The sequence below is a fragment of the Mycobacterium sp. E2327 genome (assembly GCF_001672675.1).
Lineage (GTDB): Bacteria > Actinomycetota > Actinomycetes > Mycobacteriales > Mycobacteriaceae > Mycobacterium.
In genome coordinates, this window is sequence record NZ_LZKE01000027.1 from 1 (window position 1) to 26,708 (window position 26,708).

The window sequence follows — 26,708 nt, forward strand, 5'->3', positions numbered from 1 at the left end:
ATCCCGTGGACCGTCTACCTCGCCCTCACCTTGCCGCAGGACTACACCGCGCAGCATTGGCAGGCCACCTGGGTCGGCTTCGACATCTTGTTGCTGGCGTTCATGGTCGCCACCGCGGTGCTCGGTTTCCTGCAGCACCAATTGCTGACGCTGTTTGCGTTCGCAACGGGGGTGCTGCTCGTGTGCGACGCCTGGTTCGACGTGCTGACCGCCGAGGGCGGCGACCTTCTTGTGTCGGCGCTCATCGCCGGGCTGGTGGAGTTGCCGTTGGCGGCGGTGCTGATCGTCGGCACCTTGCGGATCGCGCGCCTGCAGGGTCCCCCGTTCAGCCGGGTAAGACGTCCCTTTTGGACGCGGCGGCGAGAATATAGAAAAAGATATAGAATCTAGACATGGCGTTGAGCATCAAGGATCCCGAGGCGGATCGGCTCGCCAGAGAACTCGCGGCTCGGACGGGCGAGAGTTTGACCGAAGCGGTCGTCGTGGCGTTGCGGGAACGACTCGCGCGCGAAACCGGGCGCACGAGGTCCGTACCCCTGCGTGAAGAGCTGGCCGCCATCCGCCGACGCTGCGCGGCGCTGCCGGTGCTCGACGACCGAAGTGCGGATGAGATCCTCGGCTTCGACGAGCACGGTTTGCCCGCCTGATGGTGATCGACACTTCCGCGTTGATTGCGATGCTCACCGACGAGCCTGAGGCCGAACGGTTCGAGGCGGTTGTCGAAGCAGACCCCGTCCGGCTGATGTCGACGGCGTCGTACCTGGAGACGGCCATCGTGATCGAGGTGCGATTCGGTGAACCGGGAGGGCGCGAGTTGGATCTGTGGCTGCATCGGGCGGGCGTTGACCTTGTCGGCTTCGACGTCGATCAGGCCGATGCCGCCCGGGTCGCCTACCGCAGATATGGCAAGGGGCGCCACCGCGCGGGCCTCAACTATGGCGACTGCTTCTCCTATGCCCTAGCCAAGATCAGCGGCCAGCCCCTCCTCTTCAGGGGCGACGATTTCACCCACACCGACATTGGAGTGGCGCTCGCCGACAGCTAATTGGCCGGATCGGGCGTCGCGATGCCTTCGCGCCAAGCGTCCAACACGTCGTCGACGCGTTGGCGCACCCGATCCCGGGCTATCGCGCGGTCTACGCCGGACATCAGCAGCTGGTCGTAGTTCGTGTCGAGGTGGCGGACGGATGCCGCGACCGCGAGGTAGACGGCGTCGGGGTCGAAGGCTCGCGCGGCGGCGCTTCGACCGACACGACCGCTACCGCGCATCGCTGCGTGCCGCGCTATGTCGTCGGCCCGGGTGGGGCGACAACCCGGGAACAGCTCGCGGATCGCGGTGGCGAACTTGGCCTGAAACTCTAAATCCTCCGATGCGCGCCGTGCCTGTTCCCGCTCGCGGCGGCGCGAGCGGGCCTCGGCATCCGATAAGCACTCGCGCTCGGCTCTTTCGATTGCGTCCGCGTCCGCCAGGATTCCCTGGCGCTCATAGCGATTGCGTGCACGGCTCCACCGCACGACCACCGCTGAAAGGCCGCTTCCTTTCTTCGCCCGCCTCGTCAGCGCCGCGTCGCCGGACGGCAGGAATACGAGGTGACCGAGGTCGGCGCAGTCTAGGCACAGCGGGCCGCCGTCTTCCATCTTCAACAAGCCGCCGGTGCTCCCACATGAGGTGCAGGTCCACTTTTTCACGGGTGAGATCACAAGGAGATCCGGCGACCGGTTGTGCGGCTTTGTCATAGGGCCGTCTCGCATTCGGGTCTGTTGGGTGACGCTGCCGTCCGCGTCTCATGATCGAAACCATTTCGGAGCCACCGTTGACATCGGCGTAACAAGTTTGCCATCGAACGTTCCTACTGTGGGGCGGTCCACTTTCCGGCACGGGAATTCGTGGGCCCCCCTCAGCGATAGGAACTCAATTGAGCGGAAACGCGGTTCGCCTGCAGGCAATCAACAATGTCGAGGCGTATGTCCCCCCGGCGGTCAGCTTCGTAGCCGGCGAAACCCCGGGTGAGATTTTCGGCTCCAACGTCTTCACCAAGGCCGAGATGCAGGCGCGGCTGCCCAAGTCGGTGTACAAGTCCGTCGTGGCGACCATCGAGAAGGGCGCCAAGCTCGACCCCGCGGTCGCCGATACCGTCGCGGTCGCGATGAAGGACTGGGCGCTGGAGAAGGGTGCCACCCACTACGCGCACGTCTTCTACCCGATGACCGGGCTCACGGCCGAGAAGCATGACAGCTTCCTGGAGCCCATCTCCGACGGCCAGACGCTGGCCGAGTTCGCTGGCAAGACGCTCATCCAGGGTGAGCCCGACGCGTCGAGCTTCCCCTCGGGCGGGCTGCGCAGCACGTTCGAGGCGCGCGGCTACACCGGCTGGGACGTGACCAGCCCCGCCTACATCCTGGAGAACCCGAACGGCAACACGCTTTGCATCCCAACCATTTTCGTCTCCATGACCGGCGAGGCGCTGGACTACAAGACGCCGCTGCTGCGCAGCCAGCAGGCGATGGGTGTGCACGCCGAGCGCATCCTGGCGCTGTTCGGCCACAAGGATCTGAACAAGGTCGTGTCGTTCTGCGGCCCCGAACAGGAGTACTTCCTGGTCGACCGGCACTTCTTCCTGGCGCGCCCGGACCTGGTCAACGCCGGGCGCACGCTGTTCGGCGCCAAGCCGCCCAAGGGCCAGGAGTTCGACGACCACTACTTCGGCGCCGTGCCCGAGCGCGTCCTGGGCTTCATGATGGACACCGAGCGGGAGCTGTTCAAGCTCGGCATTCCCGCCAAGACGCGGCACAACGAGGTGGCCCCCGGCCAGTTCGAGGTGGCGCCGATGTTCGAGCGGGCCAACATCGCCTCTGACCACCAGCAGCTCCTGATGACCGTGTTCAAGACGATCGCCAAGAAGCACGGCATGGAATGCCTGTTCCACGAGAAGCCGTTCGCCGGTGTCAACGGGTCCGGCAAGCACGTCAACTTCTCGGTGGGCAACTCCGAGCTGGGCTCGCTGCTCGTCCCGGGTGACACCCCCCACGAGAACGCGCAGTTCCTGGTGTTCTGCGCGGCGGTGATCAGGGCCGTGCACAAGTTCGCCGGGCTGCTGCGTGTTTCGGTCGCGTCGGCCACCAACGACCACCGGTTGGGCGCCAATGAGGCCCCGCCGGCGATCATCTCGATCTTCCTCGGCGAACAGCTCGCCGACGTGTTCGAGCAGATCGCCAAGGGCGCGGCCACTTCCTCAAAGGGCAAGGGCACCATGATCATCGGTGTTGACACGTTGCCCCCGCTGCCCACCGACGCCGGCGACCGCAACCGCACCAGCCCGTTCGCGTTCACCGGCAACCGGTTCGAGTTCCGCGCGCCCGGCTCCGGTCAGACGGTCGCCGTGCCGATGATCATCCTCAACACGATCATGGCCGACTCGTTCGACTACATGGCCACGATCCTGGAGAAGGCCGTCGCCGACGGCGAGGACTTCGACAAGGCGGTCCAGAAACTGCTCACCGACGTCATCACCGAGCACGGCGCGGTGGTGTTCAACGGGGACGGGTACTCCGACAACTGGCAGATCGAGGCGGCCGAGCGCGGATTGCCCAACCTCAAGACCTCGCTGGACGCCATTCCGGAGCTGATCAAGCCGGAATCCATCGAACTGTTCGGCAAATACGGGGTGTTCAACGAGCGCGAGCTGCACAGCCGCTACGAGGTTCGCTTGGAGCAGTACGCGTTGACCATCGGGGTCGAGGCCAAGTTGGCATTGGAGCTGGGGACGACGGTGATCCTGCCCGCCGCCATCCGATACCAGACCGAGCTCGCGCAGAACGTGGCGACGCTCAAGGCCGCCGGAATCGAACCGAGTTTGACTGCGCTGGAATCGGTTTCGGCGCCGATCGCCGATCTCGAAGCAGCGCTCGCCACGCTGAAGGCCGCGCTGGCGGATCACTCGGCATCGTCGGCGCTCGACGAGGCCAAGCACGCGCAGAAAGAGCTGCTGCCCGCCATGGCGGCGGTGCGTACGGCCGCCGACACGCTGGAAAGCGTTGTAGCCGACGACCTGTGGCCGCTGCCCACCTACCAGGAGATGCTGTACATCCTGTGACAGACATCGTCGGGTGTGGGGGCCGGCCGCGCCAGCGGCGGTGATCCGCGGCCCCCACGCCCGACGATCCACGTGCGCAAGAATTTCGCAAGAAACTCGCCAACTTCTGCCAAGTGCTGTGCCGCAACCTTTCCGCTGACGGGCCTTGCCCCGTAACAGACCGGAAAGGGACGAAAAGTGCCGCACAGCCGCGAAGACAAGACTTACGATTCGGCCATGTCGCTCGAAGCCGGCCAGGTGTTCGCCGGATATACGATCCTGCGGCTGCTGGGTTCGGGTGGCATGGGCCAGGTGTATTTGGCGGCGCACCCGCGCCTGCCGCGCGAGGACGCGCTCAAGGTGCTACCCCCCGACTTGACCGCCGACGCCGAGTTTCGGGCCCGATTTGTGCGCGAGGCCGACCTGGCGGCGGGGCTGTCACATCCGCACATCGTGAGGGTTCACGACCGCGGCGAAGAGGACGGCCATTTCTGGATCTCGATGGCCTACGTGCCCGGCACCGACGTGGGCCGGCTGTTGCGCGAAAACTATCCCGGCGGAATGCCGCTCGACGAGGTGGTGCCGATCATCACCGCCGTCGCCGAGGCGCTGGATTACGCCCACCATCGGGGATTGCTGCACCGCGACGTCAAGCCGGCCAACATCCTGCTGGCCGAACCGGACGGGCAGGCGCGGCGCGTGTTCCTGGCCGATTTCGGCATCGCCCGTCGCATCGATGACGCGACCGGGCTGACCGCGACCAACATGACGGTCGGCACCGCGGCCTACGCGGCGCCCGAACAGCTCAAGGGCGAGTCGATCGACGGGCGGGCCGACCAATACGCCTTGGCCTGCACCGCATTTCACCTGCTGACCGGTGCGCAACCGTATGTCGACTCCAATCCCGCCGTGGTGATCAGCCAGCACGTCAATGCCCCGCCGCCGTCGGTGGGTGCGCAGCGACCGGAGCTGGCCCAGCTCGATCCGGTGTTCGCCACCGCGATGGCCAAGGAGCCGTCCGGCCGGTTCGCCAGCTGCGGGGAGTTCGCGGCCCACCTCGGCGGCCGGCCGCTGCCGAGCTTCGCGTACGCCGGCGAGATCCCGGCCCGCCCCGACAACGAAATCACCCAGCCTTCTTTCGGCGTCGCCGCGCCCACCGTCCCGCTGCGGCCGAAACGGGCCGGCTGGAAACGGTTGAGCGGGCGCCCGGCGATACTGATCCCCGCCCTGGCGGGCGTCGCGTTGCTGATCGCCGGCGGTGTCTTCGTCTCCGGGAAGCTCACCCAGTCCGGCAAGCCGGCGCACACCGCGGCGCCCACGGCCAGCCCCGGGCCCAAGGCACCGCCGCCGAACACGGGTCCCTTCACGGGCGTCTACCGGGCCGACTTCGCCCGGATCACCAGCATCGAAGGCATGCCGCCCCCGGGCGCCGCGCCGTCAAGCGAAACCTGGGCTGTCAGTTCGGCATGCCGTCCCACCGGTTGCGTGGCGACCGCGACGCGCCTTACCGGCGAGACCATGCAGGTGCCGACGACCGTATTCGATCAGGTCGACGGAACCTGGCGAGCCGTCACCGCAGGCACGAGCACGTGCGGCGGTGGCAACGCCGAAGGCGAGATCTGGGAAACGTTCACGCTGCAACCGCGTCCCGACGGCACGCTCGCGGGGGAGGCGACCGAGATCATGGGCAAGGGCTGCGCCAACAAGCGCGGCGTGACGTTCACCCGCACGGGAGACGTCGACCTCGGCAGCGTGGCCGACCCGAATGCGCTGCCGCCGCGGGTGGTTTCGCCGGCCGAGGCGCTGCGCGGCCACTACCACGAATCGGACGTCACACCGACCGGTTTCAAAGGGCAGCAGGACTACGTTGTCCGCACGGACTGCCTGCGCACCGGCGACCGGTGCATGAGCTTTTTCCACGCACCCCCGGCGTCCGCTATGGCGTTGGTATTCGGCGGCGGGGAGTGGATCTACGACCGGGAGTTCGACGGCCGCTGCTCGAAGGGCGGCACGGCGCACGTACGGATCGTCGCGCATTTCCCGATGCCGCAGCCCGCACCGGACCCGATCGCGTTGCTCACCGGGCACGGTCACGAGGACGTGACGAATTCCGGCGGGACCAACTGCGGCAGCACGGACGTCGACGCAAAGTTCGCGCGCACCGGCGATTAGCGGCATCCCCACGCGAGCCTAACCACACTGCGAAACCCGCCTCGATTTTTCGCAGTCAGGTTAGGCTCGCGGCGCCCGCCCACCACCTAGGGCCAATAGTCCCTACCCCCGAGGGGTATATGTGTGGAATCCTTCGAGGCATGACAGACACAGCTGAATCCACGGTCGAACCGCCCACCGTGAGTGAGCAACCGCGCTACGACAACCGATACGGCGGGCCCAGCCGTCTGGGCCAAGCCGCGGCATGGGTCGTCATCGTCGCCGGTGTGGTGTTCATCGTCGAATCGATCTTCTTCTGGGGGTTGTTCCTCGGCTGGTCCTCCGGCGCCCATGCCGGTTGGCACCGCGGCTACTACATCGGCCGTGAGGGCAGCTGCCCGATGATGGGCTCGGGCGGCGGAATGGGCGGCATGATGGGCCCCGGCGGGATGATGGGGCCGGGCGGCATGATGAGCCCCTCACAAACACCCGCTCCGGCGCCTGCCACGCCGCATTCCTAGCGCGAACTAGCCGAGCAGCTTGGTGAGCCAGGTCGGGTCCTGATAGTTCACCGACTTGGTGCCGTCCCACACGAACGGTGTGCCGGTGGCGTTGAGTCCGGTGAGCGTCGCGTCCCCGGCGGCGGCCTTGGCCTTGCCGGTGCCGACGTCGTCGCCGCCCTTGATGCAATCGATCACGCTGGCGTCGACGCCGACGGTCTTGGCCAGCTGGGCCAGTTCGCCGTCGGTGCGGTCCTCGGGGGCGTCCTCCGCCGGCTGAAAGTTGCTGGCGAACAGGCCGGAGTAGAAGTTCATGTACAGCTTCGGATCGTTCTGCGCCGCAACACAATACGTCGCCGCCACCGCGCGAGACGAGTAGTTCTTGCTGTGCGACTTGTCGTCGAGGAAGTTCAGCAGGTGGTAGCGCACCGCCAGCTTCTTATTGTTCACCGCGCTGTCGATGTCACCGGCGTTCGACCGGATGAAGCTGCCGCACGGCGGGCAGATCGGCTCGTTGAAGATGTCGATCGTCGTCGGTGCGGCCGCGCTGCCGACGGAGACACCGTCATCGAGCACCTTGAGCTCAACCGCGTCCGGCGGAGGCGCCGCAGGGGTCGGCGTGGAGGACCGGGCCGACGGGGACGACGACTGCCACGGGTGGGCGGCAACGATGACCAACCCGACCGCCACGGCTACCACGACCGCCACGACGGCGCCGATCCACAGCCACGGCTTGCCGCTGCTCTGGGGCGGCTGCCCCCAGAGCGGCGCGCCGACGCTGCCCATGTCGCCGGTGCCCCACGTGGGGGTGCCGGGCCACCCCGTCGGCTGCGGCATCGGTGCCCCGGGCGCCGATCCGGTGGTCCACCGGGGCGCCTGAGGGGGCGCCTGGTTCGCCATCACGGGCGGCGGCATGGCGGCAAAACCGCTGGGCTGCTGGCCGGCGAACGCGGCGGGCAGCTTCGCCACCTGGCTGCGCTCCAAGATGTCGGTGGCCCGATCCTGATCGGGCGTGGCCAGCGCGGCATACGCGGCCGCCGACAGATCACCACACGTGGCGTAGCGCGCCGCGGGATCCTTGGCCATGCCGCGGGCGATCACACCGTCGAAGGCCACCGGGATGCTCGGGCGCGCGGCGCTGGGGCGCGGGATCGCCTGGTTGAGGTGCGCGCCCATCACCCCGATCGTGTCGCCCGTGTACGGCGGGGTGCCCGTCAGGCACTCATACAGGACGCAGGCCAGCGCGTAGATGTCGGCCCGATAGGTCACCTCGCCATCGCTGAACCGCTCCGGGGCCATGTATTTGACCGTGCCGACCGTGGTGCCGAACGTCGTCAACTTCTCGTCGGAGGTGGCGCTGGCGATCCCGAAATCGACGAGGTACGCGAAATCGTCTGCGGTGACGAGGATGTTCTCCGGTTTCACGTCGCGATGCATCACCCCGGCGGCGTGCGCGGCGTCGAGCGCCGAGCCGATCTGGCGCACGATCGCCACCGCGCGCGGCGGGGACAGCGGCCCGAAACGGCTCAGCATCGCGGCCAGGTTCTTGCCGTCGATCAGGCGCATGTCCACGTAGAGCTGGCCATCGATCTCGCCGAAGTCGTGGATCGGCACGACGTGCGGTTCCTGCAGCCGCCCCGCGGTGCGGGCCTCGCGTTGCATGCGCGAACGGAAGACCGGGTCGCTGGACAGCGTCTGCGACATCAGCTTGAGTGCCACGATGCGCTCGCGCACCGTGTCCTCGGCCTCGTAGACATCGCCCATGCCGCCGCGGCCGACCAGCCGCCGCAACCGATACGGCCCGAACTGCGAGCCCTCCCGCGAATCCGCGGTCGTGTCACCCATCGCCGACTCCTCACCCGCCGCCACGCGCCGCAAAACCCACACCGAAGCGCGGCGTGCCAGGCATAAGGCTAATGGTTTGGGCAACCGCGGGGCACGCTGAATTGCCAGAAAGCCAGCTAATTCCCGGTCGGCTGGCTACGAACTTCGGGGTGGGTGAGGATTACCGGCATTCCTCGTCGCCGGTCTTCTCGCTGAGCCCCTCTCGCGACAACGCCCGGACGAAGCCGTAGGCCTGCATGCCCGCCGGGCCGGGATTCCGGACGATCCAATCGTTGATCTTTCCCAGCGCCGAGGCCAGATCGTCACGCCTGACCCGGATCAGGTAGGTCTTGCGTTCGTCCTGGGGGTCGTCGATGGACTCGGCGACGGCGACGGGGTTGCGGAACGCGTAGGCGATCCCGTGCACGGAATCGTTGTTGAGCGCCCATTGAAGCTCGCTGGGCCGCAGCCGGTTCACCGCCAGGTTGCGGTATTCGTCCTCGCCGTTCGAATCGCTCACGTCGCCGCTGTTCCTCCTCTGTGTGCCCGCGAGAAGAAGTCGGACGACGGTGGACTGAAGATTGTGTCGCGCAGGCAATTCGATGAAATTATCCCCAAGCCTTCATCATAGGAAGCCCGGTGCGCCGCTGCATGCCGAGCGGGCGTCCAGCAATCGCGACGGCACTGACGTCGACGGCCGCGGCGACGTAGAGTGACCGGCGAGGCAAATCAGGTTTTCTGCGGCGGCTGCGAGGACCCATGACCGAAGAACGCATCGAGATCCGTCGCACCATCCCGGCCCCGGCCGCCGATGTCTTCGCGGTGCTGTGCGACCCGCAGGGCCACGTTGCCATCGATTCCTCGGGCATGCTCCAGGACGCCGAGGGCGAACCGGTGACGGGCGTCGGAGACAGCTTCGTGGTCCACATGGACCGCGAAGCGCTCAACGACTTTCCGCAACTGGGCAAATACGACGTCACCGTCAGCATCAAGGAGTTCGAGCAGGATCGGCTAATTTCGTGGACGATTCTCGGCCAGATCCGCCCACAAATCGGCCACGTCTACGGATACCTGCTCGAGCCGGCCGACGACGGCGCGTCCACCGTGGTCACGTCGTTCTACGACTGGTCGAACATCGACCCGAAGTGGCGCGACGCCGGGATTTTTCCGGTGCTCTCCGAGGGCGCGCTGCGGGCGACCCTGGGCATTCTCGATCGCACGGTCCGCCGGGGTTATCCCCGCGCCTGACCGCGGCTCAGCGGCGGTACTTCAAAAACACGTAATCGTCGTAAGCCAGGGCGTGCTCGAGGCGCATCCCGACCGGCACCGACAGCCGTGACGCCGGCCGGCTGCCGACGGGTTGGCTCCCGGCCAGCTTGGGCGCCAGTGTCACGCAGATTTCGACGACGGCGTCGGCGTCGACCAGCTCGTCCAGCAGGGTCGGGCCGCCCTCGCACAGGATGCGGGCCATGCCCTGGCCGCGCAGCTGGGCGACGGCGCGCGTCACGTCGACGGAATCCTCGCCGGCCACCAGGATCTCCCGGCGCGGGTCCTGCCGCGCGGCCGAGCGCGCGCAGGTCACCAAGATCGGCGGGTGCGCGGGGTCGCTGAACAGCCTGGCCGGCAATTCGCCGCTGCGCGTGATCACCGCGATAGGCGGCGCGGCCCGCTGCGCGTCGGTGAGGCGCACCGGACCGTAGTTCTCGGCGCGCGCCGTGCCCGCGCCGACCAGCACCACGTCCGCGAAGCCCCGCAGCAGCCTCAACAGCTGCTGGTCGATCGGACAGGACAGCGGACCCGCGCGACCGGCAAACGCCGCCGCGCCGTCGGCGCTGAAGATCATGTTGGCCCGCACGCCCGCCGGGGGATCGGCGTAGAACGACGCGAGTTCGGCGATGCCGCCGACGGCGCCCACCCGGGGAGTCACATCAGGCCTCGTGACCCGGTTCCAGGTGGCGGACGTCGCCGAACGACACCCACTGCTCGAGCTCTTGCGGCGGGCGGCCGTCCACCGGCTCGAGCAGGTGCCCGACGTGGTCACCGAGCGGGAAACGATCCAGGATCTTGCCGGCGAACCAGGCGGCCGCGTCGTCGAGGATGGGCAGCTGCGCCGGGCCGCGATGCCACGAGCAGCGGTCGAACTTGTTGATCTCGTCGCCGGTCTGGCTGCCGAACAGCTCCGCGACGCCGAGGTGTTCGTGGTCGAACACATGCACGGCGAGGTGGCTGGCCCCGGCGGCGACCCGGAACGTGTGGTTCTTCGTGGACAAACCGACCAGGAACCGCGGCGGGTGGATGCTGGTTTGGCTGGCGAAACCGACCAGGCAGCCGGCGTCGACGCCGTCGGCCTGGGTGGTGACCACGAACATCGGGTAGTTCAGCAGCGACACCAACTCTTCGAATGCATCTGTTTCGCGCTCGGCCACCCGCTCAGTCTTCCCGTTCGGGCCGCCGGGGAATCGCGTACGCCGCGACACCGAGGCCCAGCACCACCGCACCGGACAGCACCGAGGACAGCGGCAGCGCGCACGCCAGCACCAGGCACCCGACCAGCCCGATCACCGGGATGGCGCGGCGCGGCCGTCCCTCGTCGGGCCGAAGGGTCAACGCCGAGGCGTTGGCGACCGCGTAGTAGATGAGCACCGCGAACGAGGAAAAACCTATCGCCCCCCGTAGGTCCGCCGTCGCGGCCAACACCGCCACGACGACGCCGATCAGCAGCTCGGCGCGGTGGGGCACGCCGAACCGCGGGTGCACGGCGGCGAGCGCGTGCGGGAGGTGATGGTCGCGCGCCATCGCCAGGGTGGTGCGCGAAACCCCCAGGATCAGGGCCAGCAGCGAGCCCAGCGCCGCGACCGTCGCGCCGACCTGCACGACGGGCGCCAGCCAGCCCATCCCCGCCGCCCGCACCGCCTCGGACAGCGGCGCGGACGCCTCGGCCAGGCGTCGCGGCCCCAGCGCGGCAAGCGCCGCGACGGCCACCAGCGCGTAGACGGCCAGGGCGATCGCCAGGGCCAGCGGGATGGCCCGGGGGATGGTGCGCGCCGGATCGCGCACCTCCTCGCCCAGCGTGGCGATGCGCGCGTAGCCGGCGAAGGCGAAAAACAACAGGCCCGCCGCCTGGATCACGCCGCCGGCGGTGACGCCCGACAGATGCAGGTGTTCGGCGCCGATGCTGCGGGAGGTGAATACGGCGACGACCACCGCGGCCAGCACCGCAAGGACTACCGCGACGATGATAAGGGTCAGCCACGCCGACTTCTGCACCCCGACATAGTTCACCGCCGTCAGCGCGACCACCGCGGCGACGGCCACCGCGTGCGCCTGCGACGGCCACGCATACGAGCCGACCGTCAGCGCCATCGCCGCGCACGAGGCGGTCTTGCCGACGACGAAGCCCCAACCCGCCAGGTAGCCCCAGAAATCGCCCAGCCGCTCGCGGCCGTACAGATAGGTGCCGCCGGAGGCGGGGTAGCGGGCGGCCAGCCGCGCGGAGGAGGTGGCGTTGCAGTAGGCGACCACCGCGGCCACGGCCAGGCCCAGCAGCAGCCCCGAGCCGGCGGCGTGCGCCGCGGGGCCGAGCGCCGCGAAGATGCCGGCACCGATCATCGAGCCCAGCCCGATCACCACCGCGTCGAACACCCCCAGGGTGCGGCGGAGCTCATTCACGCGCCAAACCTATCAAACTGATTTGATGTATTGTCCGAAGGGTGGCGGCAACCAAGCGCGCGGAAGTTCCACCGCTGATGCAGATGGCGTCGCACCCGGTGCGTTGGGCCTTGCTTGCCGAGCTCGCCGGAGGCGACCATCGGGTACGGGAGCTGGCCGACGCCGTCGACGAGCCACAGAACCTGGTGTCGTACCACCTGCGGCTGTTGCGCTCGGCGGGGCTCATCGACGCGCGGCGCAGCAATTTCGACGCCCGCGACACCTACTACCACCTGAACCTGGCGCGGTGCGCGGCCGAATTCGCCGGGGCGGCAAGCGCATTGCATCCGGCGCTTGCGCCCGCTGCCACGACCCGGCCCGCCGGGTCGGTGCTGTTTCTGTGCTCCGGCAACAGCGCGCGCTCGCCGATGGCCGAGGCGCTGCTGCGGAAGAAGGGCGGCGGCCGCATCCGTGCCGCGAGCGCCGGCAGCCATCCCAAACCACAGATGCACCCGAACGCGGTGCGGATCATGCGCGACCTCTACGGCATCGACCTTGGTGGCGGCCGACCGCAGCCGTTGGCCGCGGTCGCCCGGGGGCGCTTCGATTGCGTGATCACGCTGTGCGACAAGGTCCGCGAATACGCCCGGGAGCATGGCGTTGTCACCGCGATGCATTGGAGCCTGCCGGATCCCTCGGCCGCTGAGGGCAGGGCGAGTTATCCCGAATTCCGGCGCGTGGCAAGCGAACTGAACGACCGGATCGATTTTCTGCTGCCCGTCCTCGCCCAGCCCCGGGAGCGACGATGAACCCCTTCGACCGCCGTCGATTCCTCAGTGGCCTGGCGTTGATCACCGCGGGCGGTGCCGCCGGCGTCGCGGCGGCCTGCTCACGGACCGCGCCGCCCGGCCCGCCCAACGGCAAGCCCGATTACACGCTGCGCATCGGCACCGGACCCGTGGAGCTGGCGCCGGGCCACACCGTGTCGACCCTGACCTACAACGGCCAATTCCCGGGACCGTTGCTGCGGTTCAAGGAGGGGCAACGGACGTGGGTCGACATCTTCAACGACACCGATGCCCCGGAGCAGCTGCACTGGCACGGCCAGCACGTCGGCGTCGACGTCGACGGTTCGGCCGAGGAGGGCACCCCCGACATCCCGGCGCACGGCATGCGGCGCATTTCGTTCGTCCCCGGGCCGGCGGGGTACCGCTTCTATCACACCCACGTCGTGCCGCGCGCGGACCTGTCCCGCGGCCAGTACAGCGGCCTGGTCGGACCGGTCTACATCGAGCCCAAACAGAACCCGGGCGCCTACGACCAAGAGATCTTCTTGATGCTCAAGGAATTCGAGCCCAGTTTCACCCGCGGGGGCGACATGGCCAGCGAATTCCTGGCCGGCGAACCGGACGCCGACCTCAAGGACAAAGGCGAGTCCGCGATGAAGGCGTCGCTCGCCAAAGGCGACCCGCATGGCTACGAGGTCAGCTACGGGGCATTCGCGATCAACGGGCGCATGCTCGGCCACGGCGATCCCATCCGCGTCCAAGCCGGGCAGCGGGTGCTGTTGCACGTCCTCAACGGCAGCGCCACCGAGAGCCGCAGCCTGGCCTTGCCCGGGCACACCTTCACTGTGGTCGCCCTGGACGGGAATCCGGTGCCCAATCCGTCGCCGGTCCCGGTGCTGTGGCTCGGTGCGGCCGAACGCATTTCGGCGTTCGTCAACATGACGAATCCCGGCGTGTGGGTGCTCGGGGACCTCTCCGACGACGACCGCGGCCACGGCATGGGCGTGGTGGTGGAATACGCCGGGCGCGGCGGTGACCCGCAGTGGGCGGAGCCCCCGCCGTTCAAATGGGACTACCGGCTGTTCGCGCCGCCCAACCCCGCGCCGGTGCCGCCGCCGGAACGCACCATCGAGATGCTGATCGAAAAGCGCAACGCCGCCGACAACGGCTTCAACGTCTGGATGTTCAACGGCACCGCGTTTTCGATGGACACCAACCAGCCCGTGCTGGATCTGCAGCGCGACAAGCGCTATCGGCTTCGCTTCCGCAACGCGACCGACGACCTGCACCCGATGCACCTGCACCGCCACACCTTCGAACTCACCCGCATCGCCGGGACGCCGACCTCCGGGGTGCGCAAGGACGTCGCGATGCTGGGCGGGTTCCAAAGCATGGAGATCGACTTCGTCGCCGACCAGCCCGGCTTGTCGCTGCTGCACTGCCACCAGCAGATCCACATGGACTACGGCCTCATGCTGCTGCTCAACAGCCGCTGATCCGCCACCGGGGCATCTACGATTCGGCCATGGCGCTCGAGATCGGTCAGGTGTTCGCGGGATACACCATCCTGCGGCTGCTGGGCTCGGGCGGCATGGGTCAGGTGTATCTGGCGTCGCACCCCCGGTTGCCGCGCCAGGACGCGTTGAAGGTGCTGCCGACCGAAGTCACCGCCGATCCGCAGTACCGGGAGCGATTCGAGCGGGAGGCGGAGCTGGCCGCCGGGCTCTCGCACCCGCAAATCGTGGGGATCCACGACCGCGGTGAATACGAGGGCCAGTTTTGGATCTCGATGGAATACGTGGCCGGCACCGACGTGGCCCGGCTGTTGCGGGAGCAATTTAGCGGCGGCATGCCCGTCGAGGACGCGATGGCGATCATCAACGCGGTCGCCTCGGCGCTCGATTACGCGCATCACCGGGGGCTGCTGCACCGCGACGTGAAGCCGGCCAACATCCTGGTGACCGAGTCGGACGGACAGCCGCGGCGGATCTTTTTGGCCGACTTCGGGATCGCCCGTCGCGTCGACGACGTGGCCGGGTTGACCTCGACGAAGATGGCGGTCGGCACGGTGGCCTACGCGGCGCCCGAGCAGTTGATGGCAGGGTCGGTCGACGGTCGCGCCGATCAATATGCCCTGGCGTGCACCGCTTTTCATCTGCTCGCCGGGGTGCCCCCGTTCGGCGGGCCCACCATGGCGGTGGTCATCGGTCAACACGTCAGCGCCCCGCCGCCGTCGATCGGCGCCCACCGTCCCGAGCTGACTGGCCTGGATCCCGTCTTCGCCGCCGGGCTGGCCAAGGATCCCGGCGGCCGGTTCAACAGCTGCGGGGAGTTCGCCCAGGAATTGGGGCGGCATCTCGACGGGGCCGACGCGTATCCCTCGTCGGACCCGACTTTGCTTGCGCCGCAGTGGAAGAAACCCTCCGCCTGGAGGCGGCTGGGCCGTCGCCCCGGCGTCCTCGCCGCGGTGCTGGCCGGCGTCGTGTTGCTGGTCGCGGGCGGCGTCGTCGCGACGCTGAAGCTCACCGGTTCGCACCGCCCGGCCGCGCCCGCGAGCCCCTTCACGGGCACCTATCGGGCCGATTTCGGGCCGAACATGGCTCTCGATGACGTCCCGGACCCCGGTTCCCCGCCGGCGCTGACGAGCACGTACGGCCTGCGCTCGGTGTGCCGCCCCGCGGGCTGCGTGATGACCGCGTCCCGCCTCGGTGGGGAGACCGTGGCGCAACCGACGATGGTGTTCGACCAGATCGGCGCGGCCTGGGTCGCGGTCGCCGTCGCACCGGACGCCTGCCGCGAGGCGACCGCGGAGTTCTGGCAGGTCTTCGTACTGCGGCCCCGTCGGGACGGCGGCCTCGACGGCGAATACACGGCGACCGCCGCCAACGCCTGCGCCAACAAGCGAACCGTGTCCTTCACCCGCACCGGCGACGTCGACGTGAAAACCCTTGCCGATCCGAACGCCCAGCCCCCGCGGGCGGCGTCGCCGGCCCAGGGCCTGCGCGGCCGTTACCGCCTGACCCGGATCTTCGCGAACGGCCTGCCGCAACAACAGCTCAACACCGCGGTCGCGACCTACTGCCTGCGCACCGCCGATCGGTGCATGAGCTACTTCCACGAGGCGTCGGCCGACCAACCGCTGGTCTTCGGAAACGGACGCTGGACCTGGAACGTCGACGCCGACGTCACCTGCCCGCACTCCGGGGGCACCGCGCGCATGAAGTCCAGCGGACAGTATCCGCTGCCGCAACCGCCGGGGGATCCGATCGCCACGCTCACCGGCCGCGCTCACCAGGAACAGACCGCCCCGTGCGAGCTCAACACGGACTTCGACGAAACCTTCACCCGCACCGGCGATTAAAGCGGTGCGCGGTTTGCCCGGAGGGCGCGGCTTCGCATTCGGCGCGAGTTTAGGTGCCACTGCGGCTTGAGCATTTACGATCGTCCCATGTCGCTCGAGGCGGGTCAGGTGTTTGCCGGGTACACGATCGTGCGGGTGTTGGGCGCGGGCGGGATGGGCCAGGTGTACCTGGCGGCGCATCCCCGGTTGCCGCGCCAGGATGCGTTGAAGGTGCTGCCCGCGGAGCTCACCGGCGACCCGGAGTTTCGGGGCCGCTTCATGCGGGAGGCGGAGCTGGCGGCCGGGTTGTCGCATCCGCACATCGTGACGATCCACGACCGCGGTGAAGAGGACGGCCAGTTCTGGATCTCGATGGATTATGTGGCCGGCACCGATGCCGGCCGGCTGCTGCGCGAACACCACCCGGGCGGGATGCCGCTCGAAGACGTCGTGGCGATCGTCACCGCGGTCGGCTCGGCGTTGGATTACGCGCACGGCCGTGGGTTGCTGCACCGGGATGTCAAGCCGGCCAACATCTTGCTGACCGACCCCGACGGTCAGGCGCGCCGGGTTTATCTCGCCGACTTCGGGCTGGCGCGCCACATCGACGACGCGACCGGGCTGACCGCGACGAACATGACGGTCGGGACGGTGGCCTATGTCGCGCCGGAGCAGTTGAAGGGGGAGCGGGTCGACGGGCGCGCCGATCAATATGCGTTGGCGTGCACCGCGTTTCACCTGCTGACCGGGTCGGCGCCGTACGTCGATTCCAACCCGGCCGTGGTGATCAGCCAGCACATCAACGCCGCCCCGCCCTGGATCGGCGCCCGCCGCCCCGAGCTCGCCGCGCTGGATCCGGTGTTCGCCAAAGCGATGGCCAAGGAGCCGTCGCACCGGTTTGGCGGCTGCCGCGAATTCGCCGACCAGCTGGCCCGGCAGCTGGGCCCGGGCGCCACCCAGCCCGGCGACATTCCATTCCCGGACACCCAACCCCGGATCGATGCGACCATGCCCGCCATCCGGCCTCGCCGGCGCCCCCGGGCGCTCGTCGGCGCCCTGCTGGGCGTCGCGCTGCTCGTCGTCGCCGGTGGCGTCTTCGCGGCCGTGAAACTGCTGCGGCACTCCGAATCGGGCCGCACCGCGGCCACCAGTCCCGCCACTACGCCGGGGAACACCGCTGCCGCGACCCCGAACACCGGCCCCTTCACCGGTGTCTACCGCGTGCGCTTCAGCCAGGGCACCACGCTGGAGGGTGTCCCGGGTCAGGGCGCGGCTCCGGAAACGGACACCTACGCCGTCCGCTCGGCGTGCGGGCCGAACGGTTGCCGGGCGACGGCGCAACGGGTCAGTGGCGAGCTACGGCTCGCGTCGAACGCGGTTTTCGACGAGGTGGACGGGCGCTGGGTGGCGGTGACCATCGGCTCGGACAAGTGCCGAGACGCCCCGGCCGAGGTGTGGCAGGTGTTGACTCTGCAGCCGCAACCGGACGGAACCTTCGCCGGTGAATATCGCGGGGCATCGGCCAACGCCTGCAACGAAAAGCGGACGGTGACCTTCACCCGCTCCGGGGACGTCGACATCAACAAGCTCCCCGACCCGAACGCGCTTCCGCCGCGGGTGGGCTCGCCGGCCCAAGCCCTGCACGGCCGCTACCACCTGGTCCGAAAGTTCAAGGCGAGGATCGCGCCACAGCAGACGGACCAAGCCGTCGTCACCGACTGCCTGCGCACCGGGGACCGGTGCATGAGCTATTTCCACTCCAAAACGATTGACACACCGCTGGTGTTCGAGGGCGGCACCTGGACACTGCACGTCGAGCACGACGACAACGATCCCGGCTGCGGCGGGGCCGTCTACGCGCGAGCCACCGGCCAGTATGCGTTGCCCCAACCGCCACAGGATCCGATCACGCAGCTGATCGGCCACGACCATCTCGACGAGTCCTCGGGCCGCGCCGACTGCCAATGGAGCGTGGACTTCGACGAAACATACACGCGGACAGGCGATTAGCGGCACCTGATTCCCCGAGGCAGCCGCGAGCGTAACCACACAGCGAAAAATCCTGTCAAATTCGCGGCCAGGTTACGGTCGCGAAGCGGTGCGGTGACCGCCGGTCGTACAGTTAGGCATGTCGCATCCGACGGACCCGGGCCCGCCCCCATACCAACCGCCCCCGCCCGAGGGTGGATATCCGCCGCCTTACCCGGGTCCGTACCCGCCGGGACCCTATCCGCCGCCTTACCCGCCAAGCCCCTATCCCGCGCCCTACCCGCCGGGCCCGTACCCGCCGCCGGGCTACGCGCTGCCGCCGCAGGCCCAGACGACCAGCGGATTCGCCGTCGCCTCACTGATTTTCGGTGCGGTCGGGGGAATCCTGCTCAGCGTCATCTTCGGCGTCATCGCGCTGGGCAAGACGAAACCCGGCGGGCAGCGCGGCCGGGGCATGGCCATCGGCGGCCTCGTCCTCTCCGGCGCCTGGGCGGTCGGCATCGCCGTCGTCATCGTGGTGGTCGCGCTGTCTCCGACTCACACGGTCAGCGCGCGCGACATCAAGGTCGGGGACTGCTTCGCCGAGTTGCCCAGGGGCAACCGCATCTCCTCGGTGGACACCACCAGCTGCGACCGGCCCCACGCGGGCGAGGTGGCGGGGATCGTGACCATTCCCGACGGGCCGTTCCCCGGCGAGTCCGGATTCGGTGCCTACAGCAAGGACTGCAAGGACGACCTGGCGTCGTACTCGCCGTCCGCGTTGTTGGATCCCGACATCGACCTGGCGATCATGCCGCCCACCCGCGAATCGTGGCAGCGCGGCGACCGCGCCATGGTGTGCGTCGCGACGTTCACCACCAAGCGAACCGGGTCCATCAAGAGCTGAGCGGCCGAAGCGGCTGGTTTTCGCGGATCCCGCGGTACATGCCCCATCGGACGACCCACGGCATCACCACCCGCTCGACCGACCAGGACGGGAACCGCAACGAATGGCCGGTGGGGAAGAAGACCTCGAGCCCGTTGGGCTGGATGCCCACCAACGAGCCCCACCGCCGGCCCGGGGTTCGGAAGGCGCGCAGCTCCCGGCCCGCGAATTCGGCGCGAATGTTGTTCGCTACCAACGCATCCCCACGATTGCGGGCGGAGCTGCGCAGCGGGTCGGTGGCCGCGACGTCCCCGACCGCGAACACGCCCCGATGGCCGGGCACCCGCAGCTGCGGCGTCACGCGAACGAAGCCGCGCTCGTCCAGGAGTTCCGGTGGCAGCCAATCGGTGTTCGGGCGTACCCGGCCGATCGCCCATAGCACCGCGTCGGCGGAAGCCGGGGACTGCCCGGTGCTCCAGTGGACCGGGTCCCCGGTGATCTCCTCACCCGAGAAGCCGTCGGAGATCTGGGCGCGGTGGCCGGGGTGCACGCCCACGCCCAGGTCGAGCAATCGGTCTCGGATGCGCCGCCACGTCGCCGGGTGATACTCGCCCAGCGCCCGCTCGCCGGGGAAGTAGAGGTCGACCCGCTTGCCCGGCCAGGTGGTCGCGATGTTGACGGCGCTGCTGACCGCGGCCGCGCCGCCACCCACGATGATCACCGAATTCGCGGCGGCCAGCCGGTCATGGGCGGCGCGCAGGTCGGCGCCGATCTCGGTGGGCGACTGCAGGTTCGGGCGGCGCCAGAACCCGTTGCTGACGCCCGTCGAGATGACCAGCGCGTCGAACTCCTCGGCCAGGGGGGTGCCGTCGTCGCGCCGGCCCAACACCGTTCGGCCGGCCAGGTCGAGCCCGGTCAGCGTCGCCTGCACCGTGCGCACGTCGTCCAGGCGGCGGAACTTGTCGAACGGAATCCAGTAGTCGCGGGCCCAGTCCTCGGGGCGGGACAGCCGGATCCCGAGTTCCTGGCCGCTTACCAGCGCGGGTTTGGCGGAGATCCCGACGACGTCGGCGTGCCGGGCCAGGCGGATGGCGGTCAGGACACCGACGTCTCCCAGTCCGGCGACGACGACACGCTTGCGGCTCATGTCCGGATCACGCACGGCGCGATTCGCTTGTGCCGCAGCGGTTTTTGGTTGGCCAGGCCGGTGCGACGGCGTCCATCCGGGCCTCCTAACGCGCGTGGTGGGCAAACTGTAACACGTTCTAGCGACGCGCCATTGGGCGTCGGCTGGCGAGGGGGCAGCCCATTAGCATTAGCCAGCGGCGGGGCACCGCCACGGCACCGGAAGGAACCGCTCACATGACGACACAGGCCTATGCGCATCACCACAATCCGCAACTGATTCCGCGCCGGTTGCTGCGCGGCGGCCAGGTGCACCACCCGGCCGTCATCGCGGAGGCCCGCAGGCGGGGCCAGGACCTCCAGCTGCGCCTGGCCGACCGGATAACCGCGTTTGCCGGGTCGATGAACTTCGTCTGGCTGCACGCGGCCCTGTTCGGCGTATGGATGCTGTTCTTGGAACGCAGTCCATGGCCCACCCTGACCCTGGCGGTGTCGCTCGAAGCGATCTTCCTGTCGACCTTCGTGATGATCGGTCAGAACCGTCAGGCGGCGTTCCAGCAGGCCCGCGCCGACCATGACTACCAGATGGAGGACTTGGAGCTGAAGACCAACACCGAGCTCACCCGCGAGATTCACCTCCTCACGCAGGAACTGCACCGGCGCTATATCGGACCGCCGAATTGACAACGGCTACGACACGCGGCGAAAAGCCTTGCCAGAGCGGGTGGTGGCACGGACAACCGCTCTAATGTGGGGGAGCAAATGTTGGAATTGCAGGCGACGATGCGCCCGCGGGTTGACGCCGCGCTGCGCGCCGCGGCGCGCGCAACCGCACCTCGGCCCGCCGCGGCCAGGCGGGCCGCCAAGGACTTGCAACAAAAGCTCGGGCCGGCGGTCGCGGCCGAGATCCGCTGGGCATTCACGCCGCCGCGTAACTGGCTGATGGGGGTGCTGGCCAACGTCGTCTTCGCCGCGGCGTGGCTGCTGGTGCAGCCACTGACGCCGGGCCGCCATCACCACGACTGGGCGGTTTTGGTCGGCACGTACTTTTCCTCGTGGGTCCTCGCGGACGTCACCACCACCAACCTGCTCGGGGCCGACCACTACCGCGTCCAACAGGCATTGTCCGACGGGGTGCCCTTCTGGCGAGTGCTGTTGATCAAGAACCTGGCACTGCTGACGATCGTCGGGCTGCCGACGTTGCTGACGGCGATGGTCCTCACGCTGTGGTTCCAAACGCCGGGGCGCCTGGCGGTGACCATCCCCACCGTCGCGGTGCCCATCGTGTCGTGGCTGGGCGTCGGGAACTTTTTCTCGGTACTGCACCCGGTGAGCGTCGAGCCGCTGCTTCGGCGCTGGCGGCAGCGTGGCGATCGTCGCCGCACCGGCGCCTGGATCTTGGCGCTGACGCTGCCCTACGCGCTGTACTACGTCGCCGACCCGATGAACGGCGTCGAGCACCGCCTGCTGTGGACGAAAGTTCCCGCCTTGATCTGGCCGGTGTTCGGGCGGGACACGAAGAGCTTCGTGCATCTGGCGATCGCCGTGGCGGTCTGGATCGCGGGAACCGTGGCCGCCCTAGTGTGGGTGCGCAAGCGTGGGGTCCAGATCCGATGAGCCTGAGCTGGCGGAGTCGGGCCCTGCCCGCCGTCATACGTCGGACGCGGGCCCGCGCATACCGCAGCGCGCAAAGCGCCCGCGATCACATCGATCAGCGCGCGGCGCACCCGCAGTTCTACGGACCTCCGCCGGGGTTGCGCAAGGACGTCAACCTGCACTTGGACCGAGAATCGCTTTGGCCGACCTATTCCTTGACGTTGCATTCGTTGCACGAACCGCAGTCGACGGTCGTCTACCTGCACGGCGGCGCCTGGGTCAACGAAATCGCCTCGCAGCATTGGAAATTGGCGGTACAGATCGCCGGTGACGCGCGCGTGGAAGTGGTCGTGCCGATCTATCCGCTGGCGCCGTTCGCGACCGCGGCCGAGGTGGTCCCCAGGATTGCCGAGCTGGTTGCCGAGAAGGCGACGCCCGACCACAGCGTGTGCCTGGCCGGGGATTCCGCCGGGGGACAGCTGGCCCTGTCGGCGGCGCTGCTACTGCGCGACGAGCACCACCTGGTCCTGCCCGAAACCGTGCTCATCTCGCCCGTTCTCGACCTGTCGTTGACCAACCCGTTGATCGACGCGGTCGACGATCCGTGGCTGACGCGGGTGGGCCTGCTCGAGTTCGCCAAGCGCTGGTGTGGTGACTTGCCGATGACCGACCCCATGGTGAGCCCGCTGAACGCCGATCTGTCCGGCCTGGGACCGCTGACCGTGTTCAGCGGCACCCGCGACATCCTCAACCCCGACGCGCGACTGCTGGCCGAAAAGGCGGCGGCCGCCGGTGTGCGAATCGACTACCACGAACAACCCGGCCTGGTGCACGTCTACCCCCTCACCCCGACGCCGGAAGGCCGCGCCGCGCGAGAGGTCATCGTCGAACGGTTGCGGGCGAACTGAAGTCCATACCGGACAAATTCGGCTCGCCGGTGCAATGATGGGCCTAATCGGCTGAGCCGCAGGTGCATTCATCGCCTTCAGAAGAGAGGGAAACACAATGACCGAACAGCCATCCGCCGGGTGGTACCCGGACCCGAGCGGCCAGCCCGGCCAAATGTATTGGGACGGCCAGCAATGGCACGCCAACGCGCCCGCCGCGGGCGCGGGCGTCGCTCCATACGGTGGCGCGCCGTATGGCGTCGACGCCTACGGGCGTCCGCTGTCGGACAAGAGCAAGCTCCTCGCGGGGCTGCTGCAGATCTTCGTAGGCAGTTTCGGCGTCGGCCGCTTCTATCTCGGCTACACCAACGTCGGCATCGCCCAAATCGCGGTGTCCTGGCTGACCTGCGGGATCGGCGCCATCTGGCCGCTGATCGACGGAATCATGATTCTCGTCGGCAAGGTGCCCGACGCGGAGGGGCGCACGCTGCGCGACTGAGGCGCACGGCCGGGCCTCAAGCGTGGCCGCGCGTATTCTCGCGGTTGCGGGGGCAGTTCAGTCCACAGGGGAGGATCCGCCGATGACGACGCCCAACCAGCCCGGCTGGTACGACGACCCACGCGACCCCAGCGCCCAGCGTTACTGGGACGGCCGGACCTGGACACCGCACCAACAGCGCAAACCCGACGCGCGGACAGCGCGACCGCCGGTCATGCCGCCGCAGCAATCCCCGCCCGCGCCCTCCGCGGCGCCGACCCAGGTCACACCGCTACCGCCCCGGCCGCCCGGGTCTAATCTGCCCTCGGCGGCCCAAACCCGCGCGGCGCCGCTGCCCCCTCAGCCGCCTCCGCGCGGGACCGCGCCGACAGCGCCCCCGCACCCGCCCCTTCCGCCGTCTCAGGCGCCCAATCGGCCGGCGCCGCCGGGCTATTCACCACCCGGAGCGCGCCCGGGGTCCGATTTGCCCGCGCAGCCCGCCCCGCAGGCACAGTCGGACCGCCTCGCGGCGGTGCAGGGCTTGGCGGCCAGGATGTCGGTCCCCGCCTGGATCGTGCTGGGCGGGCTTCTCGTCACCGTCATCTCGATCTTCCTGCCGTTCGCAACCGTCAGCCTCAAGCTGTTCGGCCGGACCCTGAGTTCCCACGGGGTCGCCGCCGACGGAACGGCGAAGTTCGTCGTCATCCTGTTGGCCGTCGTGGCCGCATTTTTGGCGTTGCCTGCCGTGTCGGGATCCCTGGTGCCACCCGCCCGGCTCATCGGGCTCAGCGTGGCGGTCGCCCTGCTGGGTGCCCTGACGTTCGTCTGGTTCCACACCGTGGCCACGAAGAACAACGAGGGAGAAGGCTTCGTCAACGTCACGCCGGCGTTCGGAATGATGGTGTACGCGGCGGCGGTGATCGTCACCGCGGTGGGCGTGGTGCTGCTATGGATGGAACGGTCGAAGGCCGAACGGGCCTAGAGAGTTGGAGCGTTCGGTGTCCCGGCCAGCGGTCCTCCGCGGCGCGTCCCGCCAATCAGCATTGTTAACCTGGGGAAATGCCTGAGTCCAGCGATAAGTCGGTGAAGTCGGCGCTCGCCGCCACCAGTTGGGCGCTGCTGGGCATGATGTCCTACGAGGAGGAAGTCTCCGGCTACGACCTCAAAAAATGGATCGACTGGAGCGTCGACCTCTACTACTGGAGCCCGTCGTTCAGTCAGATCTACACCGAGCTGAAGAAGCTCGAGGGCCTAGGGCTGGTCACGTCGCGCGTCGAGCACGACGAGGGCGCCCGCAGCCGGCGGCTCTACAAGATCACCGCGGCCGGGATGGCGGCCGTCACCGAGTGGACCAACGAGGCACCGGTGGATCCGCCGGTGCTCAAACACAGCATGCTGCTGCGAGTCACCTTCGGCCACCTCAGCAATCCGGCTCGGCTGAAGGAACTGCTGCAAGAGCACGTGGCCTACGCCGAAGCCAGGCACCGGAAGGCCGTCGAGGACGCCGAGGGCGCCGAGGCCGAACCGGCCTGGGCGTATTCGGTGATAGCGCTGCGCTGGGCGGCCAAGTACTACGCCGCGGAGCGTGAGTTCGCGCTCGAACTGATGAAGGACATCGACGAGGCCGACACCATCATCCAGAAGGCCGCTAAGAGCGGTTTCGGTAAACCACGGCCCACGCCGGGGTACTGGCGCGAGATCGAGAAGCAGGTCGAGGCCAAGCGCGCGGCTGACTAGCCGGTGCTCGACGCGTCGAGCGCCGCGATGTAGCCGTAGACCAGCCCCTGCGCGATCGTCGCGCCGGCCCCCGGATACGTCGTGCCAAACGCGTTGGCAGCGGTATTGCCGATCGCGTACAACCCGGCGATCACGCGCCCGTCCTCGCGCAGCACCCGCGCCCGTTCGTCCGCCTTCAGGCCCCCGCAGGTGCCCAGATCGCTGAGCACCATTTTGACGGCATAGAACGGGCCCTTGGTCAGCGGACGCAGGTTGGGGTTCGGGGTTATCGTCGGGTCGCCGTAGTAGCGGTCATAGGCGCTGCGACCCCGACCGAAATCGGGATCCTCTCCGGCGCAGGCGCTTTCGTTGAAGCGAGCCATCGTCTGGGCGAACTCCGTCACTGGAACGCCGATGTGCGCGGCAAGGTCGGCGAGGCTGTCGGCCCGCGAGGCGATGCCCGCGTCGTACCACGCCTGCGGGATCGGCATCCGCGGAAACAGTTCCGCGCCAAACACATAGCTGTTGCGGTATTGCTGATCGAAGATGATCCACATCGTTTCGATCGGACTGCCCGATCGCTCCAGTTCGAGCAACCGTTGACCGAAGGTCATGTAATCGGTCGACTCGTTGCAAAAACGGTGGCCGTGTTGGTCCACGATCAGGCAGCCGGGAAGTGACCGCTCGGCGAGCATGACCATGGGCGCCTTGCCGGGCAGCGGCGCGACAGCGGGGAACCACCAAGCCTGATCCATCAAATCGATGTCGGCGCCGAGTTCTTGCGCCGCGCGGATGCCGTCACCGGTGTTGGATTCGGCGCCCAGACTGAAATCGGCGCCGAGTGACTCCGACTGGAATTTCCACCGCATCTCCATGCTGTGATCGAAACCCCCGGTGGCGAGCACTACCCCCCGTCGTGCCGTGATTCTCACCTCGCGTCCGTCGTGGTCCACGATCGCCCCGCTCACGCGGCTGCCGTCGCCGTCGAGGCGCAGCAGCGTGGTGTTGGTCCACACCGGGATGCCGGCGCGCAGCACACCCGCGAACAGCCCGGCCGTCAGGCCCTGGCCACCGGCCGCGTAGCGTCGGCCCAGCAGACGGCCGCCAACGCCCTGGGCCACGCGCTTCGCGAACGTCGGAATGCCCTTGCGGGGCACCCGAACCACGAGGTTCATCCAGCGGTAGTCGGCACCCGTCGTCGGGATCGAGACGCCGGCCTCCAGCACGCCTGGTCTGAGTCGGGTGCGGTATTCGCCGAGAATCGACGTGTCCAGTGGCCGGCACTCGCAGGTCCGTCCGGCCGCGCTGCCGCCGGGCTGCTCCGGGTGGTAGTCGGAATAGTCGCGGGCCCAGAAGAGCCGCAACGGCGTCGTGCGGCGCAACATTTCGACCGTCGCGGACACATGAGCGACAAAGCCGGCGGAACGCTCCGCTGGTGCCGACCCATCGACCACCGCGTCCAGATAGGTTGCGGCACGCTCGGCGGTGTCGTTGGCGCCGGCATCGGCCAGCACCGGTCCGGCGGGCAGCCACAGGGCGCCCCCGGACCGGGCGGTCGAGCCGCCCACGTAGGACGACTTCTCCACGATGAGCACCGACAGTCCCAGCTCGTGCGCAGCCAGTGCAGCCGACATGCCGGTGCCCGAGCCGATCACCAGCAGGTCGACCACGGTATCGGCGACCGGAAGTCCGGCGGGAATCGTCGTGCTGCGCTGAGTCACGGTGAGA

The 26,708-nt window shown here is 68.5% G+C and carries 24 protein-coding genes and 2 pseudogenes; 18 read left to right on the forward strand and 8 right to left on the reverse strand.

What is annotated here, in order from left to right; genetic code table 11:
* The 3 genes and pseudogenes from A5712_RS31200 to A5712_RS03050 all read left to right on the forward strand — a co-directional run.
* A pseudogene (locus A5712_RS31200) lies at positions 1–390 on the forward strand (hypothetical protein); the annotation flags it as partial.
* A 2-nt stretch (positions 391–392) separates the two neighbouring features.
* Positions 393–647, forward strand: a complete 255-nt coding sequence (locus A5712_RS03045) for a type II toxin-antitoxin system VapB family antitoxin (protein WP_068101098.1) — start codon at positions 393–395, stop codon at positions 645–647.
* Positions 647–1,045, forward strand: coding sequence for a type II toxin-antitoxin system VapC family toxin (locus A5712_RS03050; RefSeq protein WP_068101100.1), 399 nt, complete (start codon positions 647–649; stop codon positions 1,043–1,045). Before A5712_RS03045 ends, A5712_RS03050 begins: the two co-directional genes overlap by 1 nt.
* On the opposite strand, the pseudogene A5712_RS03055 reads toward A5712_RS03050, so the two are convergent.
* A pseudogene (locus A5712_RS03055) lies at positions 1,042–1,722 on the reverse strand (DUF2293 domain-containing protein); the annotation flags it as partial. The gene A5712_RS03050 and the pseudogene A5712_RS03055 sit on opposite strands and share 4 nt — an antisense overlap.
* Before the next feature lie 194 nt (positions 1,723–1,916).
* On the opposite strand from A5712_RS03055, the gene A5712_RS03060 reads away from it, so the two are divergent.
* The 3 genes from A5712_RS03060 (at position 1,917) to A5712_RS03070 (ending at position 6,745) form a co-directional block, all read left to right on the forward strand.
* Positions 1,917–4,094 carry a glutamine synthetase III gene (locus A5712_RS03060; protein WP_068101106.1) on the forward strand — a complete coding sequence of 726 codons (2,178 nt, stop codon included), beginning with the start codon at positions 1,917–1,919 and terminating at the stop codon, positions 4,092–4,094.
* Positions 4,095–4,310: 216 nt separating this feature from the next.
* Positions 4,311–6,245, forward strand: coding sequence for a serine/threonine-protein kinase (locus A5712_RS31205; RefSeq protein ID WP_068101206.1), 1,935 nt, complete (start codon positions 4,311–4,313; stop codon positions 6,243–6,245).
* A 140-nt stretch (positions 6,246–6,385) separates the two neighbouring features.
* Positions 6,386–6,745 carry a hypothetical protein gene (locus tag A5712_RS03070; RefSeq protein WP_068101109.1) on the forward strand — a complete coding sequence of 120 codons (360 nt, stop codon included), beginning with the start codon at positions 6,386–6,388 and terminating at the stop codon, positions 6,743–6,745.
* Positions 6,746–6,751: 6 nt separating this feature from the next.
* On the opposite strand, the gene A5712_RS03075 is transcribed toward A5712_RS03070, so the two are convergent.
* Together A5712_RS03075 and A5712_RS03080 are read right to left on the reverse strand one after the other, a co-directional pair.
* On the reverse strand, positions 6,752–8,569 hold the full coding sequence (locus tag A5712_RS03075; protein WP_068101209.1) for a serine/threonine protein kinase PknE: 1,818 nt from the start codon (positions 8,567–8,569) through the stop codon (positions 6,752–6,754).
* 160 nt (positions 8,570–8,729) lie between these two features.
* The gene (locus tag A5712_RS03080; RefSeq protein WP_369830352.1) at positions 8,730–9,026 is read right to left on the reverse strand and encodes a hypothetical protein; all 297 of its coding nucleotides are present in this window, start codon (positions 9,024–9,026) and stop codon (positions 8,730–8,732) included.
* Between the two features lie 281 nt (positions 9,027–9,307).
* Here A5712_RS03080 and A5712_RS03085 point away from each other — a divergent pair, with 281 nt between their 5' ends.
* Positions 9,308–9,796 (forward strand): SRPBCC family protein, encoded by a 489-nt coding sequence (locus tag A5712_RS03085; RefSeq protein WP_068101116.1) that lies wholly within the window; start codon positions 9,308–9,310, stop codon positions 9,794–9,796.
* 7 nt (positions 9,797–9,803) lie between these two features.
* On the opposite strand, the gene A5712_RS03090 is transcribed toward A5712_RS03085, so the two are convergent.
* The 3 genes from A5712_RS03090 to A5712_RS03100 are packed head-to-tail and all read right to left on the reverse strand — an operon-like array spanning position 9,804 to position 12,217.
* Positions 9,804–10,475: a pyrimidine reductase family protein gene (locus A5712_RS03090; RefSeq protein ID WP_068101118.1), complete on the reverse strand. Its 672-nt coding sequence runs from the start codon at positions 10,473–10,475 to the stop codon at positions 9,804–9,806.
* Between the two features lies 1 nt (position 10,476).
* Positions 10,477–10,974 (reverse strand): flavin reductase family protein, encoded by a 498-nt coding sequence (locus A5712_RS03095; RefSeq protein WP_068101120.1) that lies wholly within the window; start codon positions 10,972–10,974, stop codon positions 10,477–10,479.
* A gap of 4 nt (positions 10,975–10,978) precedes the next feature.
* Positions 10,979–12,217: an APC family permease gene (locus tag A5712_RS03100; protein WP_068101123.1), complete on the reverse strand. Its 1,239-nt coding sequence runs from the start codon at positions 12,215–12,217 to the stop codon at positions 10,979–10,981.
* A gap of 41 nt (positions 12,218–12,258) precedes the next feature.
* On the opposite strand from A5712_RS03100, the gene A5712_RS32390 reads away from it, so the two are divergent.
* The 5 genes from A5712_RS32390 (at position 12,259) to A5712_RS03125 (ending at position 19,199) form a co-directional block, all read left to right on the forward strand.
* Positions 12,259–13,005 (forward strand): helix-turn-helix domain-containing protein, encoded by a 747-nt coding sequence (locus A5712_RS32390; protein ID WP_156766389.1) that lies wholly within the window; start codon positions 12,259–12,261, stop codon positions 13,003–13,005.
* Positions 13,002–14,480, forward strand: coding sequence for a multicopper oxidase family protein (locus A5712_RS03110; protein ID WP_068101125.1), 1,479 nt, complete (start codon positions 13,002–13,004; stop codon positions 14,478–14,480). The genes A5712_RS32390 and A5712_RS03110 overlap by 4 nt, the downstream gene beginning before the upstream one ends.
* A gap of 29 nt (positions 14,481–14,509) precedes the next feature.
* On the forward strand, positions 14,510–16,345 hold the full coding sequence (locus A5712_RS32395) for a serine/threonine-protein kinase (RefSeq protein WP_068101128.1): 1,836 nt from the start codon (positions 14,510–14,512) through the stop codon (positions 16,343–16,345).
* 87 nt (positions 16,346–16,432) lie between these two features.
* Positions 16,433–18,334: a serine/threonine-protein kinase gene (locus A5712_RS32400; protein WP_068101130.1), complete on the forward strand. Its 1,902-nt coding sequence runs from the start codon at positions 16,433–16,435 to the stop codon at positions 18,332–18,334.
* Positions 18,335–18,452: 118 nt separating this feature from the next.
* Positions 18,453–19,199: a DUF4190 domain-containing protein gene (locus tag A5712_RS03125; protein ID WP_068101133.1), complete on the forward strand. Its 747-nt coding sequence runs from the start codon at positions 18,453–18,455 to the stop codon at positions 19,197–19,199.
* Here the strand turns inward: A5712_RS03125 and A5712_RS03130 are convergent.
* Positions 19,189–20,325 carry an FAD-dependent oxidoreductase gene (locus tag A5712_RS03130; protein WP_068101139.1) on the reverse strand — a complete coding sequence of 379 codons (1,137 nt, stop codon included), beginning with the start codon at positions 20,323–20,325 and terminating at the stop codon, positions 19,189–19,191. The two genes, A5712_RS03125 and A5712_RS03130, sit on opposite strands and share 11 nt — an antisense overlap.
* 215 nt (positions 20,326–20,540) lie before the next feature.
* Between A5712_RS03130 and A5712_RS03135 the strand changes: the two genes are divergently transcribed.
* The 6 genes from A5712_RS03135 to A5712_RS03160 all read left to right on the forward strand — a co-directional run bounded on the left by A5712_RS03135 (position 20,541) and on the right by A5712_RS03160 (position 25,001).
* Complete coding sequence (locus A5712_RS03135; RefSeq protein WP_082973248.1) at positions 20,541–20,987, forward strand: DUF1003 domain-containing protein; 447 nt, start codon at positions 20,541–20,543, stop codon at positions 20,985–20,987.
* A gap of 78 nt (positions 20,988–21,065) precedes the next feature.
* A complete protein-coding gene (locus tag A5712_RS03140) occupies positions 21,066–21,920 on the forward strand; it encodes a hypothetical protein (RefSeq protein WP_068101143.1) in 855 nt (284 codons plus the stop codon).
* Entirely contained in the window at positions 21,917–22,807 is an 891-nt protein-coding gene (locus tag A5712_RS03145; RefSeq protein ID WP_068101146.1) for an alpha/beta hydrolase fold domain-containing protein, read from the forward strand. Before A5712_RS03140 ends, A5712_RS03145 begins: the two co-directional genes overlap by 4 nt.
* Positions 22,808–22,904: 97 nt before the next feature.
* Positions 22,905–23,285, forward strand: coding sequence for an NINE protein (locus tag A5712_RS03150; RefSeq protein WP_082973249.1), 381 nt, complete (start codon positions 22,905–22,907; stop codon positions 23,283–23,285).
* A gap of 82 nt (positions 23,286–23,367) precedes the next feature.
* Positions 23,368–24,246 carry a DUF2510 domain-containing protein gene (locus tag A5712_RS30015; RefSeq protein WP_082973250.1) on the forward strand — a complete coding sequence of 293 codons (879 nt, stop codon included), beginning with the start codon at positions 23,368–23,370 and terminating at the stop codon, positions 24,244–24,246.
* Positions 24,247–24,323: 77 nt separating this feature from the next.
* Positions 24,324–25,001, forward strand: coding sequence for a PadR family transcriptional regulator (locus tag A5712_RS03160; protein WP_068101151.1), 678 nt, complete (start codon positions 24,324–24,326; stop codon positions 24,999–25,001).
* Here the strand turns inward: A5712_RS03160 and A5712_RS03165 are convergent.
* Complete coding sequence (locus tag A5712_RS03165; protein WP_068101154.1) at positions 24,998–26,701, reverse strand: 3-ketosteroid-delta-1-dehydrogenase; 1,704 nt, start codon at positions 26,699–26,701, stop codon at positions 24,998–25,000. The two genes, A5712_RS03160 and A5712_RS03165, sit on opposite strands and share 4 nt — an antisense overlap.
* Between the last annotated feature and the right edge of the window lie 7 nt (positions 26,702–26,708).

Coding starts and splice junctions, on each gene's coding strand:
- A5712_RS30015 (WP_082973250.1), top strand. CDS start 23,368: ATGACGACGCCCAACCAGCCCGGCTGGTACGACGACCCACGCGACCCC.
- A5712_RS32400 (WP_068101130.1), top strand. CDS start 16,433: ATGTCGCTCGAGGCGGGTCAGGTGTTTGCCGGGTACACGATCGTGCGG.
- A5712_RS03150 (WP_082973249.1), top strand. CDS start 22,905: ATGACCGAACAGCCATCCGCCGGGTGGTACCCGGACCCGAGCGGCCAG.
- A5712_RS31205 (WP_068101206.1), top strand. CDS start 4,311: ATGTCGCTCGAAGCCGGCCAGGTGTTCGCCGGATATACGATCCTGCGG.
- A5712_RS03085 (WP_068101116.1), top strand. CDS start 9,308: ATGACCGAAGAACGCATCGAGATCCGTCGCACCATCCCGGCCCCGGCC.
- A5712_RS32395 (WP_068101128.1), top strand. CDS start 14,510: ATGGCGCTCGAGATCGGTCAGGTGTTCGCGGGATACACCATCCTGCGG.
- A5712_RS03160 (WP_068101151.1), top strand. CDS start 24,324: ATGCCTGAGTCCAGCGATAAGTCGGTGAAGTCGGCGCTCGCCGCCACC.
- A5712_RS03045 (WP_068101098.1), top strand. CDS start 393: ATGGCGTTGAGCATCAAGGATCCCGAGGCGGATCGGCTCGCCAGAGAA.
- A5712_RS03125 (WP_068101133.1), top strand. CDS start 18,453: ATGTCGCATCCGACGGACCCGGGCCCGCCCCCATACCAACCGCCCCCG.
- A5712_RS03130 (WP_068101139.1), bottom strand. CDS start 20,325: ATGAGCCGCAAGCGTGTCGTCGTCGCCGGACTGGGAGACGTCGGTGTC.
- A5712_RS03140 (WP_068101143.1), top strand. CDS start 21,066: ATGTTGGAATTGCAGGCGACGATGCGCCCGCGGGTTGACGCCGCGCTG.
- A5712_RS03145 (WP_068101146.1), top strand. CDS start 21,917: ATGAGCCTGAGCTGGCGGAGTCGGGCCCTGCCCGCCGTCATACGTCGG.
- A5712_RS03110 (WP_068101125.1), top strand. CDS start 13,002: ATGAACCCCTTCGACCGCCGTCGATTCCTCAGTGGCCTGGCGTTGATC.
- A5712_RS03075 (WP_068101209.1), bottom strand. CDS start 8,569: ATGGGTGACACGACCGCGGATTCGCGGGAGGGCTCGCAGTTCGGGCCG.
- A5712_RS03135 (WP_082973248.1), top strand. CDS start 20,541: ATGACGACACAGGCCTATGCGCATCACCACAATCCGCAACTGATTCCG.
- A5712_RS03070 (WP_068101109.1), top strand. CDS start 6,386: ATGACAGACACAGCTGAATCCACGGTCGAACCGCCCACCGTGAGTGAG.
- A5712_RS03050 (WP_068101100.1), top strand. CDS start 647: ATGGTGATCGACACTTCCGCGTTGATTGCGATGCTCACCGACGAGCCT.